At 71.9% G+C, this 13,449-nt stretch carries 12 protein-coding genes; 6 read left to right on the plus strand and 6 right to left on the minus strand.

Translation table 11 applies throughout. The annotated features are described in order from the left end of the window. Positions 1–135 precede the first annotated feature (135 nt). From FZC61_RS08975 to FZC61_RS08985, 3 genes are read left to right on the plus strand one after another with little or no spacing between them, the layout of a single operon-like run. A complete protein-coding gene (locus FZC61_RS08975; RefSeq protein ID WP_148613790.1) occupies positions 136–741 on the plus strand; it encodes a TetR/AcrR family transcriptional regulator in 606 nt (201 codons plus the stop codon). Next, positions 741–2,480 (plus strand): ABC transporter ATP-binding protein, encoded by a 1,740-nt coding sequence (locus FZC61_RS08980; protein WP_148613791.1) that lies wholly within the window; start codon positions 741–743, stop codon positions 2,478–2,480. The genes FZC61_RS08975 and FZC61_RS08980 overlap by 1 nt, the downstream gene beginning before the upstream one ends. After that, the gene (locus FZC61_RS08985; RefSeq protein WP_148613792.1) at positions 2,477–4,432 is read left to right on the plus strand and encodes an ABC transporter ATP-binding protein; all 1,956 of its coding nucleotides are present in this window, start codon (positions 2,477–2,479) and stop codon (positions 4,430–4,432) included. The genes FZC61_RS08980 and FZC61_RS08985 overlap by 4 nt, the downstream gene beginning before the upstream one ends. A 30-nt stretch (positions 4,433–4,462) precedes the next feature. Here FZC61_RS08985 and FZC61_RS08990 read toward each other — a convergent pair whose 3' ends face one another. Next, positions 4,463–5,245: a crotonase/enoyl-CoA hydratase family protein gene (locus tag FZC61_RS08990; RefSeq protein WP_148613793.1), complete on the minus strand. Its 783-nt coding sequence runs from the start codon at positions 5,243–5,245 to the stop codon at positions 4,463–4,465. Between the two features lie 497 nt (positions 5,246–5,742). Between FZC61_RS08990 and FZC61_RS08995 the strand changes: the two genes are divergently transcribed. Together FZC61_RS08995 and FZC61_RS09000 are read left to right on the plus strand one after the other, a co-directional pair. Beyond that, positions 5,743–7,317, plus strand: coding sequence for an MDR family MFS transporter (locus FZC61_RS08995; RefSeq protein WP_148613794.1), 1,575 nt, complete (start codon positions 5,743–5,745; stop codon positions 7,315–7,317). Further along, on the plus strand, positions 7,314–7,766 hold the full coding sequence (locus FZC61_RS09000) for a MarR family winged helix-turn-helix transcriptional regulator (protein WP_148613795.1): 453 nt from the start codon (positions 7,314–7,316) through the stop codon (positions 7,764–7,766). The genes FZC61_RS08995 and FZC61_RS09000 overlap by 4 nt, the downstream gene beginning before the upstream one ends. Here the strand turns inward: FZC61_RS09000 and FZC61_RS09005 are convergent. Genes FZC61_RS09005 through FZC61_RS09015 form a run of 3 tightly spaced genes read right to left on the minus strand, consistent with a single transcriptional unit; the run spans position 7,741 to position 11,464 of the window. Beyond that, positions 7,741–9,369 (minus strand): glycoside hydrolase family 13 protein, encoded by a 1,629-nt coding sequence (locus FZC61_RS09005; RefSeq protein ID WP_148613796.1) that lies wholly within the window; start codon positions 9,367–9,369, stop codon positions 7,741–7,743. The two genes, FZC61_RS09000 and FZC61_RS09005, sit on opposite strands and share 26 nt — an antisense overlap. Next, positions 9,366–10,109 carry a hypothetical protein gene (locus tag FZC61_RS09010; protein WP_246142609.1) on the minus strand — a complete coding sequence of 248 codons (744 nt, stop codon included), beginning with the start codon at positions 10,107–10,109 and terminating at the stop codon, positions 9,366–9,368. Before FZC61_RS09010 ends, FZC61_RS09005 begins: the two co-directional genes overlap by 4 nt. A gap of 26 nt (positions 10,110–10,135) precedes the next feature. Next, positions 10,136–11,464 carry a cryptochrome/photolyase family protein gene (locus FZC61_RS09015; protein ID WP_246142610.1) on the minus strand — a complete coding sequence of 443 codons (1,329 nt, stop codon included), beginning with the start codon at positions 11,462–11,464 and terminating at the stop codon, positions 10,136–10,138. A 68-nt stretch (positions 11,465–11,532) separates the two neighbouring features. On the opposite strand from FZC61_RS09015, the gene FZC61_RS09020 reads away from it, so the two are divergent. Further along, positions 11,533–12,219 carry an iron-dependent transcriptional repressor DtxR gene (locus FZC61_RS09020; RefSeq protein ID WP_148613798.1) on the plus strand — a complete coding sequence of 229 codons (687 nt, stop codon included), beginning with the start codon at positions 11,533–11,535 and terminating at the stop codon, positions 12,217–12,219. Positions 12,220–12,310: 91 nt separating this feature from the next. Here the strand turns inward: FZC61_RS09020 and FZC61_RS09025 are convergent, their stop codons facing one another. Continuing rightward, the gene (locus tag FZC61_RS09025; protein WP_246142611.1) at positions 12,311–13,180 is read right to left on the minus strand and encodes an NAD-dependent protein deacetylase; all 870 of its coding nucleotides are present in this window, start codon (positions 13,178–13,180) and stop codon (positions 12,311–12,313) included. Then, positions 13,177–13,446: a DUF2277 domain-containing protein gene (locus FZC61_RS09030; protein ID WP_148613799.1), complete on the minus strand. Its 270-nt coding sequence runs from the start codon at positions 13,444–13,446 to the stop codon at positions 13,177–13,179. Before FZC61_RS09030 ends, FZC61_RS09025 begins: the two co-directional genes overlap by 4 nt. Positions 13,447–13,449: the final 3 nt, after the last annotated feature.

Here is a 13,449-nt window from a genome sequence, read left to right on the forward strand (position 1 = left end):
CTATGACGAAACTCCCACTCCTCGTACGAACCTTCGTGGCTGAAGTGGGAGTTTCACCGCTTCAGCGGTGAAACTCCCGCCGTCGTCACCCCGGACCCGCTTGTGAGTGAGCGCTCACTCACCTACGCTCGCCGGGTGAGTCCCCGTGCCCCCGCGATGAGCCCGACCGACCGGCGTGACGTGCTGGTCGATGTCACCCTGCGGCTGCTGCGCGAGCACGGCCGCGACGTGACCACCAAGCAGATCGCCGAGGCCGCCGGGGTCGCCGAGGGCACGATCTTCCGCGTGGTCGAGACCAAGGACGAGCTGGTCGAGGCCGCGATGGCCCGCGCGTTCGAGCCCGGCGACCTGGTCGCGCGCATCGAGGAGATCGACTCCGGGCTGCCCTTCGAGGCGCGGCTGGTGACGCTGGTGGCGATCCTGCAGCAGCGCTTCCGGGCGACCTTCGCCCTGATGCAGAAGGTCGGACTCGTGCGTCCGCCCGACCACGTCCACGACAGCCCAGAGGCCGTGGCGTGGCGCGAGCGGCTGCGGCTGCTCATCCACGGCGTGGTCGGCCCCGACGCCGACCGCCTGGCGTGGCCCGTCGACGAGTTCGTCCACGTCCTGCGCCTGCTCACCTTCGCCGGCAGCCACGAGCACATCGCCGACGGACACCTGCTGACCCCCGAGCAGATCGTCACCACGGTCCTGCACGGACTCGCCCGCCCCTGCATCCCGACCGACGAGGAGACCCCCTGATGCTGATCCGACTCCTGCGCGAGCGGCTGCCGGCCTACCGGCCGTGGCTGCTGGCCGTCGTCGCCCTGCAGTTCGTGAGCGTGCTCGCGATGCTCTACCTGCCCAGCCTCAACGCCCAGATCATCGACGAGGGCGTCGCGGTCGGCGACACCGGCGTCATCGTCCGGCTCGGCGCGATCATGCTCGGCGTCTCGCTGCTGCAGATCGCCGGCTCCGTCGGAGCCGCCTGGTACGGCGCCCGCACCGCCATGGCGTTCGGCCGCGACCTGCGCGCCGACCTCTTCGGCCGGGTCGGCACTTTCTCGGCCCGCGAGCTGCAGGACTTCGGCGCCCCGTCGCTGATCACCCGCGGCACCAACGACGTCACCCAGGTGCAGATGCTGGTGCTGATGGCCTGCCTGATCGCCGCGTCGTCGCCGATCATGATGGTCGGTGGCGTGGTGATGGCGCTGCGCGAGGACGTCGGCCTGGGCTGGATCCTCGCCGTGGTCGTGCCGGCGCTCTTCCTCTCGGTCGGCTTCGTGATCTCGAGGATGGTGCCGAGCTTCCGGCTGATGCAGGGCCGCATCGACGAGGTCAACCGCGTGCTGCGCGAGCAGATCACCGGCATCCGCGTCGTGCGCGCCTTCGTCCGCGAGCCCCACGAGAAGCAGCGCTTCGGCAAGGCCAACGACGACCTCACCGAGGTCGCGGTGCGCGCCGGGCGCTGGATGGCCACGATGTTCCCGCTGGTGATGCTCGTGGTCAACGTCGCCAGCGTCGGCGTCATCTGGTTCGGCGGCCACCGCGTCGACTCGGGCCAGATGGGCGTCGGCGCGCTGACGGCGTTCCTCAGCTACCTGATGCAGATCCTGATGTCGATCATGATGGCGACCTTCATGCTGATGCAGGTGCCCCGCTCGGCGGTGTGCGCCGACCGGATCATCGAGGTCCTCGACACCGAGTCGTCGGTCGTGCCGGCCGCCGAGCCGGTCACCCCCGACCCCGCGCGGCGCGGCGAGCTCGACCTCGACGGCGTCACGTTCTCCTACCCCGGTGCGGAGTCACCCGTGCTGGCCGACGTCTCGCTGCACGCGCGGCCCGGCCAGACCGTCGCCGTCATCGGCTCCACCGGCGCCGGCAAGTCGACGCTGGTCAACCTGGTGCCGCGGCTCTTCGACGCCACCTCCGGCACCGTGCGCGTCGCCGGCGTCGACGTGCGCGACCTCGCACCCGACGTGCTGTGGGACCAGATCGGCCTGGTGCCCCAGAAGGGCTACCTCTTCTCCGGCACCATCGCCTCCAACCTGCGCCACGGCAAGGTCGACGCCACCGACGACGAGCTGTGGGCCGCGCTCGAGGTCGCCCAGGCCCGCGACTTCGTCGAGGACCTGCCCGACGGCCTCGAGTCCAAGGTCGTTCAGGGTGGCACCAACTTCTCCGGCGGCCAACGGCAGCGGCTGGCCATCGCGCGCGCCGTCGTACGACGCCCCGGGATCTACCTCTTCGACGACTCGTTCTCGGCGCTCGACCTGGCCACCGACGCCCGGCTGAGAGCAGCGCTCGCGCCGGTGACGACCGAGGCGACGGTCGTCGTCGTCGCCCAGCGCGTCTCGACCATCCGCGACGCCGACGAGATCCTCGTGCTCGAGGACGGCCGCGTCGTCGGCCGCGGCACCCACCCCGAGCTGCTCGCCACCTGCAAGACCTACCAGGAGATCGTCGGCTCCCAGCTCTCCGCCGAGGAGGCGATGGCATGACCCAGCCCACCCACGGTGACAAGCCGTCGAAGAAGGAGCACGTCCTCGAGGCCACCGAGCGCATCGAGGCCCCGACCGGCGGTCCCGGCCGCGGCCCGATGGGCGGCGGCATGGTCGGCCAGAAGGCCATGGACTTCGGTCCCTCGGCCAAGCGGATGATGCGCCGGATGAGCCCCGACAAGGTCCCGGCGCTGTTCGTCGTGGGCATCACCGTCGCCAGCGTCGCGCTGATGTCGGTCGGCCCGCGGATCCTCGGCCACGCCACCGACCTGGTCTTCAACGGCTACATCGGCCGCCAGTTCCCGGCCGGCACCCCCGAGTCGGCGCTGCCCGACGCCGTCCAGGGCCAGGACGTCGTGCCCGGCGCCGGCGTCGACTTCGGCGCCGTCGGGCGCACCCTGCTGGTCGTGCTCGCGATCTACGCCCTGGCCTCGCTGCTGGGCTGGCTGGCCGGCTACGTCCTCAACGGCGTCGTGCAGCGCACCGTGCGCCGGATGCGCCAGGACGTCGAGGACAAGATCAACCGGCTGCCCCTCGGCTACTTCGACCGCTCGCCGCGCGGCGAGCTGCTGAGCCGCGTCACCAACGACATCGACAACGTCTCGACCACCCTGCAGCAGACGATGAGCCAGCTGCTCACCTCGTTGATGACCGTGGTCGCAGTGCTGGCGATGATGCTGTGGATCTCTCCGCTGCTCGCCCTCGTCGCCCTGGTCAGCGTGCCGGTCTCGCTGCTGGTGACCCGCGCGATCATGAAGCGCTCCCAGAGCCAGTTCGTGGCCCAGTGGCGGCGTACGGGCAAGCTCAACGCCCACATCGAGGAGACCTTCTCGGGCCACTCGCTGGTCAAGGTGTTCGGTCGCCAGGACGCCGTGCAGGAGGAGTTCGACCGGCAGAACGCCGAGCTCTACGACGTCAGCTTCCGCGCTCAGTTCGTCAGCGGCCTGATCATGCCGTCGATGATGTTCATCGGGAACCTCAACTACGTCGTCGTCGCCGTCATCGGTGCGCTGCGGGTCGCCAGCGGCTCGCTCACGCTGGGCGAGGTGCAGGCGTTCGTGCAGTACACCCGCCAGTTCACCCAGCCGCTGACCACCGTCGCCTCGATGGTCAACCTGCTGCAGTCGGGCGTCGCGTCGGCCGAGCGGGTCTTCGAGCTGCTCGACGCCGACGAGGAGGTCTCCGAGGTGACCTCGTACGACGGCGCGAAGGGCCCCGTGCGCGGCGAGGTCGCCTTCGAGCACGTGTCGTTCTCCTACACCGAGCAGCCGCTGATCACCGACCTCTCGCTGGTCGCACGCCCCGGTCAGACCGTCGCCATCGTCGGCCCCACCGGCGCCGGCAAGACCACCCTGGTCAACCTCGTGATGCGCTTCTACGAGATCGACGCCGGCCGCATCACCATCGACGGCACCGACATCACCGACCTGCCCCGGTCGGTGCTGCGCGGGCGGATCGGGATGGTGCTGCAGGACACCTGGCTCTTCGAGGGCACGATCCGCGACAACATCGCCTACGGGCGTCCCGGCGCCACCGACGAGCAGGTGCTCGAGGCCGCCCGCGCGACCTACGTCGACCGCTTCGTGCACTCGCTGCCCGACGGCTACGACACGGTCGTCGACGAGGAGGGCTCCAACCTGTCGGCGGGGGAGCGGCAGCTGGTGACCATCGCGCGGGCGTTCCTCACCGACCCGGCGCTGCTGATCCTCGACGAGGCGACCTCCTCGGTCGACACCCGCACCGAGCTGCTGCTGCAGCACGCGATGGCCGCGCTGCGCAGCGACCGCACGTCGTTCGTCATCGCCCACCGTCTGTCCACGATCCGCGACGCCGACCTGATCCTGGTGATGGAGGACGGCGCGATCGTCGAGCAGGGCACCCACACCGAGCTGCTCGCGGCCGACGGCGCCTACGCGCGGCTCTACCAGGCGCAGTTCGCGGCGACCGGCTGACGGGGTTTCGAGGCTCGCTGCGCTCGCACCTCAACCACCGTGCCGTCCGGCCCCTCCGGTGAAGCGCGACGCGCCGTCGAGCGTCTCGCCCGAGGCCATCGTGTCGAGGCCGAGCATCCACTCGTGCCGCATCGCGTCGTCCTCGGACCGGCCCCACTGCTCGATCGCGGAGCGGCGGTCGTTGCGCAGGCACTGCTGGGGGAGCGCGGCGAGGTCGTGGGCCAGCGCGACGGCGGTGCGCAGCGCGTCGCCGGGCTCGGTGACCCTGTTGACCAGGCCGATCCGCTCGGCCTCGACACCGTCGATGCCGCGGCCGGTGAGGATGAGGTCCATCGCCCGGCTGTGCCCGATCAGGCGGGGCAGGCGGACGGTGCCCAGGTCGATCAGCGGCACGCCGAACCGGCGGCAGTAGACGCCCAGCACGGCGTCGGACGCCGCGACCCGCAGGTCGGCCCAGAGCGCCAGCTCCAGACCGCCGGCCACGGCCGGCCCCTCGATCGCGGCGACGACGGGCTTGACGGTGCGCAGCCGGGTCGGACCCATCGGGCCCGGACCGTCGGCGCCGAGCACGACGTCCTGCCGGTCGCCCGCGGCCAGCGCCTGCAGGTCGGCGCCGGCGCAGAAGTAGCCGCCCGCGCCGGTCAGCACCAGCACGGCCACCTCGGGGTCGGCGTCGGCCGCCTCGACGGCCGCGAGCAGCGCGGCCGCGGTCGCGCTGTCGACGGCGTTGCGCCGCTCGGGGCGGTCGAGGGTCACGACCGCGACGGGGCCGTCGTACGACGTGGTGACGGTTGGTCGGGGGCGCTCACTCATAGGGGTTAGTTAAACCTCTTGTGGGCCGTGGTGGGCCGACCTACGCTCGTCGTACACGGAAAGGAGGTGGTCCTAAGCATGCATTCCCATAGGACAAGTGAGGTGGCTGCGCACTAGCAGCCCGGCATCACATCGGGCCACCGACACGACCCGATGAGGCTGCTGGTCAATCCACCGCAGTCACCCGACCCGCAGGCGAACCCGGACCATGTCCCCGGGGGCGGCCTCCAGATCCCCGGATCCGGAGGCCACGCCTGCGGGTTGTCCGTTTTTGCGCGGTCGCGGACGACGGTGGCCCCGGATAGTCCCTGACGACAATCACGGATCTGGTGCCCCGCGTCGTGATTTTCGCAGGGACTACCCCGGGTGACCCACCTCACGTTGGTTGTCACGGTCAACCAATCTGGAATAAGGTTGACCCCGACAACCTTCTAGTTCCCATGGAGCCAGCCACCGTGACCACGACCGACCCGTCAGTCCACACGTCCTCCGAACCCATGACGCACCGCGAGGTGCTCGAGGCGCTGAGCGGCCTGCTGCTCGCGATGTTCGTCGCGATGCTGTCGAGCACGGTCGTCACCAACGCGCTGCCGCGCATCGTCACCGACCTCGAGGGCTCGCAGTCCGGCTACACCTGGGTGGTCGTCGCGACCCTGCTGGCCATGACCGCCACGACCCCGATCTGGGGCAAGCTCGCCGACCTGTTCAGCAAGAAGCTCCTGGTCCAGAGCGCGCTGGTCATCTTCACCGCCGGGTCCCTGGTCTGCGCGTTCGCACCAAGCATGGGCGTGCTGATCGGGGGCCGGGTGATCCAGGGCCTCGGCGTCGGTGGCCTGACCGCCCTGGTGCAGGTCGTCATCGCCTCGATGGTGAGCCCGCGTGAGCGCGGTCGCTACTCCGGCTACATCGGCGCGGTCTTCGGCCTGGCCACCGTCTCGGGCCCGCTCATCGGCGGCCTGGTCGTCGACAGCCCCCTGGGTTGGCGCGGCTGCTTCTTCGTCGGCATGCCCTTCGCCCTGGCGGCCTTCGTCGTGCTGCAGCGCAAGCTCCACCTGCCGGTCGTCAAGCGCGAGGTGCACATCGACTTCCTCGGCGCCACGCTCATCGTCGGCGGCGTCAGCCTCCTGCTCATCTGGGTGTCGCTGGCCGGCTCCTCGTTCGCCTGGGCCTCCACCACCACCGCCGTCCTCGTCACCGCCGGCGTCCTGACCATCGCCGCCGCGCTCTACGTCGAGGCGAAGGTGGCCGTCGAGCCGATCATCCCGCTGCGCCTGTTCAAGGACCGCACCACCGCCCTGGCCACCACCGCGTCGGTCATGGTCGGCATCGCGATGTTCGGCGCGACCGTCTACCTCAGCCAGTACTTCCAGCTCGCCCGCGGCATGAGCCCGACCGAGGCCGGCCTGATGTCGGTCGCCATGGTCGGCGGGCTGCTCGTGTCGAGCGTCGTCAGCGGCCGCATCATCAGCAACACCGGCATCTGGAAGCGTTGGCTGGTCGGCGGGCTGGTGCTCGTCGTCGCCGGGCTCGCCCTGCTCGGCTCGATCGACGCCGACACCCCGCTGCCGGTCGTGGGCCTCTTCATGGCCCTGGTCGGCCTCGGCCTCGGTGCGACCATGCAGAACCTCGTGCTCGCCGTGCAGAACAACACCAAGCTCGAGGACATGGGTGCGGCCAGCTCGGTCGTCGCGTTCTTCCGCTCGCTCGGCGGCTCGATCGGGGTCTCGGCCCTGGGTGCGGTGCTCTCCACGCAGGTCGCCGACACCGTCCGCTCCGGCCTGGCCGCCATGGGCATCACCGAGACCAGCCACCAGAGCAGCTCGATCCCCGACCTCGCGGCCCTGCCGGCGCCCGTGCGCGACCTCTACGAGCACGCGTTCGGCACAGCCATCGGACACATCTTCCTGATCGCCGTGCCCTTTGCGATCCTTGCCCTCGTGTGCGTGCTGTTCATCAAGGAGGTCCCGCTGCGGACCACCATCGACGACCGCGATGAGCCCGTCGAGGCGGCGGGCGACGCGGTCGGCGAGCGCGGTGCCACCGTGCCCGTGCCCGCGCGGGGCGTGCGATGAGTCGTACCGACACCCTGCGTGACCTCGAGAGCGAGGTCGGCGTCCTGATCCGTCGCGTACGCCGCGTGATCGGCGAGCGGGCTCGGCTGGTCCACCCCGACCTGCAGCCCGCGTCGTACCTGATTCTCACGACCATCGCGCAGGGCGAGCCCGTGCGGGCCTCGGCGATCTCGGAGCTCTTCGAGGTCGACAAGGGAGCGATCAGCCGCCAGGTCAAGCACCTCGTCGAGCTCGAGCTGCTGACCCACGAGAAGGACCCCGCCGACGCCCGCGCCACCCTGCTCTCGGTCACCGACGAGGCCCGCACCCGCATGGCCGACGTCACCGAGCACCGACAGAAGCAGCTCGGCGAGAAGCTCGCCGACTGGTCCGACGACGACCTGTCGTCGTTCGTCGCCCAGCTCAGCCGCTACAACCGGGCCCTCAACGCGACCGACCCGCAGGCCTGAGCCACACCGCGGTGTCGGGCGGCAGCGACCCCGCGACGCCACCGGCGGCGTCGACCGGGCCGCTCGCGAGCAGCAGCTCACCCTCGGGCAGCGGCACCTCGGTGGTCCCGCAGTTGAGGACGACCGTGACGTCGCCCCGCTCGACCACCAGCACGTCGGCCTCGACGCGCACGTCGACCGCGTCGACCGCCGGCAGCTCGCGCCGCGCGGCCAGCGCGGCACGGTAGAGCTCGAGCGTCGACCCCTCGACCCCGGTCTGCGCCTGGACCGTCAGCCCCGCCCAGTCGAGCGGCTGCGGGATCCACGGCTGCAACGTGCCCGGGCCGAAGCCGTACGGCGGGGCGTCGCCCGACCACGGCACCGGCACCCGGCAGCCGTCGCGGCCGACCTCGCCGGTACGGAACCACGACGGGTCCTGCCGGTCCTCGGGGGCCACGTCGACCTGCTCGAGCCCGAGCTCCTCGCCTTGGTAGTGGTAGGAGGACCCCGGCAGCGCCAGCATCGTCAGGGTCGCGGCCCGCGCCCGGGCCAGGCCCTGCGCGCCCCCGCCGTAGCGCGTGACGTGGCGGACGACGTCGTGGTTGCTGAGCACCCACGTCGGGCTGGCACCGACGGGGTCCATCGCGGCGAAGGTGCTGGTGACCACGTCGGCGAACTCCTGCGCCGACCAGCCCGCCAGCAGCCACAGGAAGTTGAACGCCTGCTGCATCTCGTCGGGGCGCACGTAGGCCGCGATCGCCTCGGGGGTGCGGGCCCACGCCTCGGCGACGTCCATCCGGTCGCCGTCGTAGTCGGCGAGCACGCGGTGCCAGCGCCGGTAGACGTCGTGGGTCTCGGGCTGGTCCCACATCGGCTCGTCGAAGTCGGTGCGCGCGACCATCGACTCCTCGCGCACCCTGTTGGGGTCGCGGCCCTCGGTGCCCGGGGGCATCTCCTGGTCGCGCAGCGACGCCTCCTTGACCAGCCCGTGGGCGACGTCGACGCGGAACCCGTCGGCGCCCCGGTCGAGCCAGAAGCGCAGCACCGCCTCGAACATGTCGCCGATCTCGGGGTTGCGCCAGTCGAGGTCGGGCTGGGTGGTGTCGAAGAGGTGGAGGTACCACTGGCCGTCGGGCACCCGGGTCCACGCCGGGCCGCCGAAGACCGACCGCCAGTTGTTGGGCGGCTCGCTGCCGTCGGCCCCGCGCCCGTCACGGAACAGGTAGCGCGCCCGCTCGGGGCTGCCGGGCCCGGCGGCCAGTGCGGCCCGGAACCACGCGTGCTCGTCGGAGGTGTGGTTGGGCACCAGGTCGACGATCACCCTGAGGCCGAGCTCGTGCGCCCGGGCGATCAGGTCGTCGGCGTCGTCGAGGGTGCCGAAGAGCCGGTCGACGTCGAGGTAGTCGGCGACGTCGTAGCCGTGGTCGTGCTGCGGGGAGGTGTAGAACGGCGTGATCCACACGGCGTCGACGCCGAGGTCGCGCAGGTAGGGCAGCCGGCTGGTGATGCCGGGCAGGTCGCCGATGCCGGGGCCGCCGCCGCGCTCGCCGGAGGAGGCGAAGCTGCGCACGTAGACCTGGTAGACGACCGCGTCACGCCACCACTCGCGCCCTGGCGCGCTCACGCGAAGTCCTTCGGGTCCACCGCGAACCACACGTGCTCCGCGGTGCCGAGCACGCGCCCGTCGGCGGCGTAGAGCGTGGCGGCGGTGTAGGTACGGCGTCCGGCGGTGCCCTGGTGGCTGCCGACCACGACGTGCTGCTCGCCCACCCGGGGCAGGTCGCGCACGTGGGCGGTCATCGAGCCGAGCACCATCAGCCGCTCCTCGAGGTCGCCGGCCCAGCCACCGACGCAGTCGAGCGCGGCCCAGGTGACGGGCAGCGAGGCGGTGTCGTCGCCCAGGCTGGCGTCGGGGGTCCAGGTGGCGGCCACCCGTACCCGGCCCTGCGGGTCGTCGGCGACCCGGCCGGGGAAGATCCGCAGCCCGTCGCCCTCGCCGCGCGCGGTGCCGCACACGAAGCAGGTCGGGAACGGGTGCGAGGTGAGCCCGGCGTACGACGCCTCCGCGGCCCGCGCGGTCGCCGCGTCGACCCCCGGCACGGTGGGGACGACGGCGTCGGCCGGGGCCGCCTCGGCCACCAGCACGTCACCCCGCACGACCCACGCCGTCTCGCCCAGCCGCTCGTCCTCGCCGACCTCGACGGTCAGCGGTACGTCGAGCGGCGGCGGCACCCGCAGCCGCACCCGCACCGGGCCGGGCGCCAGGTAGGCGGCCAGGGCGCCGGCCGTCCAGCCGCCGTTGCCGGAGGAGGGCGGCCCGCAGAACCGCGCGCGGATGGTCAGGGGAGGCCGCGTGTGAGACACGGCAGCCACGCTAGCGTGGACCGGGGTCAGGCCTTGATCTGCTGGTAGCGGTCGAGGGCCTCCTGGCGCTCGGCCTTGTGGTCGACGACCGGCTCGGGGTAACCGGTGGCCTTGCGGTCGGCGCTGCTGGGCTCGTGGGGGTCGTCGACGTCGGCCAGCTCGGGCACCCACTGCCGGACGTAGGCGGCCGACGGGTCGAACTTGCGACCCTGGCTGGTGGGGTTGAAGACGCGGAAGAACGGCGAGGCGTCGGTGCCGCTGCCCGCGGTCCACTGCCAGCCGTGGTTGTTGGAGGCCAGGTCGCCGTCGACCAGCCACTGCAGGAAATGGCGGGCGCCGTGCTGCCACTCGACGTGGAGGTCCTTGACCAGGAAGCTGGCGGTGATCATCCGCACCCGGTTGTGCATCCAGCCGGTGGCGCGCAGCTGGCGCATGCCGGCGTCGACGATGGGGTAGCCGGTGCGCCCCTCCTGCCAGGCCTCGAAGTCGGCCCCGGGGGCGTCGTACTGCATCTTCGCGAACTCGGGGCGCAAGTAGTCGCGGGCGGTGTCGGGGCGCTGGAAGAGCACGTCGGCGTAGAACTCGCGCCAGGCGATCTCCTGACGGTACGTCGTCGCGCCCGCACCCTGGCGGCCGGCAAGGTCGGCGAGGATCGTGCGGGGGTGGATCTCGCCGTACTTGAGGTGGTGGCTCATCCGCGAGGTGCCCTCGACGCCGGGCTTGTCGCGCGCGTCGTCGTAGTCGGTGACCTTGTCGAGGAACGCGTGCCAGGCCTCGTTCGCGGCGGCCTCACCGGCGGTGGGCAGCTCGATGCCGTCGGGGAGCGCGACGTCGGGCAGGTCGACGGTGTCCTTGAGGTGGCGCCAGCGGGCGTCGTCGGGCAGCGCGCCGGCCGGGTCGCGCCAGCCGTGCGCCGCCCAGGCCCGGGAGAAGGGCGTGAAGACCTTGTAGGACTGGTCGCTGCCGTTCTTGACCCGGTCGGGCGCCACGGCGTACGGCGAGCCGGTGCGGACCAGCTCGATGCCGGCGTCCTCGAGGGCCTCGGCGACGGCCTCGTCCCGGCGCCGGCCGTAGGGGCCGTAGTCGGCGGCGACGTGCACCGACGTCGCGCCCACCTCCTGCGCGGTCTCGACCACACGGCGTACGGGGTCGCCGTGGAGCACCGAGACGGGCACGTCGCGGCGCAGCGCGCGCAGGCTGTCGACGAGGTAGGCGCGGCGGGGCAGGCCCGACGGGTCCCACAGAGCGGGGTCGAGGACGAACAGCGGCAGCGTCGGCCCGTCGGCCAGCGCGGCGAGCAGCGCGGGGTTGTCGGCAGTACGCAGGTCGCGGCGGAACCACATCACGGACGTCACGGCGGCCACTGTGCCAGTCGGGGCCGCCGTGGCGACCACCCTGTCGTGCATGGGTAAGAATGGGGCGCGTGAGCGACCTCATCGACACCACCGAGATGTATCTGCGGACCATCTACGAGCTGGTCGAGGAGGGCATCGTGCCGCTGCGGGCCCGCATCGCCGAGCGCCTGCACCAGAGCGGCCCGACCGTCTCGCAGACCGTGGCCCGCATGGAGCGCGACGGCCTGCTCACCGTCGAGGGCGATCGCCACCTCGAGCTGACCGACGACGGCCGCCGACTGGCGACCCGCGTGATGCGCAAGCACCGCCTGGCCGAGCGCCTGCTCACCGACGTCATCGGCCTCGACTGGGAGCTGGTCCACGAGGAGGCCTGCCGCTGGGAGCACGTCATCTCCGAGACCGTCGAGCGCCGCCTGGTCGAGCTGCTCGACCACCCCACCGAGTCGCCGTACGGCAACCCGATCCCGGGCCTCGACGAGCTCGGCGAGGTCGAGCTCGGCGAGGACTTCATGGCCGGCGTCGAGCCGCTGTCGAAGGCCGCCACCGACGCCGAGAGCCGGGTGCTCGTGCGCCGCATCTCCGAGGAGATGCAGAAGGACGAGTCGCTGATGAGCGCCCTGCGCCGCGTCGGGGCGATGCCCGACAAGACCGTCACCGCGATCGCCACCACCGAGGGCGTGCTGATCGGCTCCGGCGGCGAGACCGCCGAGATCGAGCCCGAGGCGGCCGACCACATCTTCGTCAAGCGGCTCTGAGGGCGGTCTCGTCCCACGGGTCCCAGGTTTCACCGGCCGGCCGGTGAAACCCTGACCGGGACGATAAAATTTCGTCGTCCCGGACAAGCATTCACCGGCCGGCCGGTGAATCCTGGGGCTGGAGTGACGCCAACGCCCCCAAGAACTCCGAGCACCCGGCGTCCACCTTGTACGTCGCGAGCTCGTCCCCGCGGGTGGCGCCGCGGTTGACGATGACGACGGGGGTGCCGGCCTTGGCGGCGTGGCGCACGAAGCGGAAGCCGCTCATCACCGTCAGCGACGAGCCGGCGACCAGCAATGCCCCACCGGAGTCGGCGAGCGCCTCGACGGCGGCGTAGCAGCGCTCGACGCGGGGCTTGGGGACGTTCTCGCCGAAGAACACCACATCGGGCTTGAGGACGCCGCCGCACGTCTCGCACGCGGGCACGATGAAGCCGGCCCAGGTGCTCGGGTCGTCGAGGTCGACGTCGCCGTCGGGGTTGGCGGCCACGTCGGCGTACCGCGTGGAGAAGCCGGGGTTGAGCTCCTCGAGCCGGGCCTGGAGCGCGGAGCGCGGGGAGGTCGCGCGGCACGACAGGCAGACGACGTCGGCGATGCGGCCGTGCAGCGCGACCAGGGCGCGGGAGCCGGCGGCCTCGTGCAGGCCGTCGACGTTCTGGGTGATGAGCAGGGTGGGGTCGAGCCGGGCGCAGGCGTGGTGCCCGGGGTTGGGGTCGGCGTGCTTCATGCGGCCCCAGCCGAGGTGCGAGCGCGCCCAGTAGCGCTGCTTGGCCTGCGGTCCCGACACGAACTCCTGGTAGGTCATCGGCGTGCGGTTGGGCGAGCCCGGACCGCGGTAGTCGGGGATGCCGGAGTCGGTCGACATCCCTGCACCCGTCAGCAGGACCAGGGGTCGACCGGCCAGCAGCTCGAGGGCCGCCTCGACGCCGGGCTCGGCGGCCGCACCGAGAGCAGTGCTCACGCGCCGTACCGCACGCGGGCCTTGGCGCGGGCCTTCTCGGCCTCGACCGCACGGTCCTTGGGTGGCGCGGTGGTGACGAGGTCGTCGACCAGGTGCCGGGTGAGGTGGGCGATCTCGCGCACCGCCTGGTCGAAGACCGCCTGGTTGGCCGCCGACGGCTTGGTGGTGCCCGCGACCTTGCGGACGTACTGCAGGGCGGCCGCGTGCACCTCGTCGTCGGAGGCCGGTGGCTCGAAGTTGTTGAGCGGGCGGATGTTGCGGCACATGCC

It is taken from the genome of Nocardioides rubriscoriae, from assembly GCF_008087085.1.
GTDB lineage: Bacteria > Actinomycetota > Actinomycetes > Propionibacteriales > Nocardioidaceae > Nocardioides > Nocardioides rubriscoriae.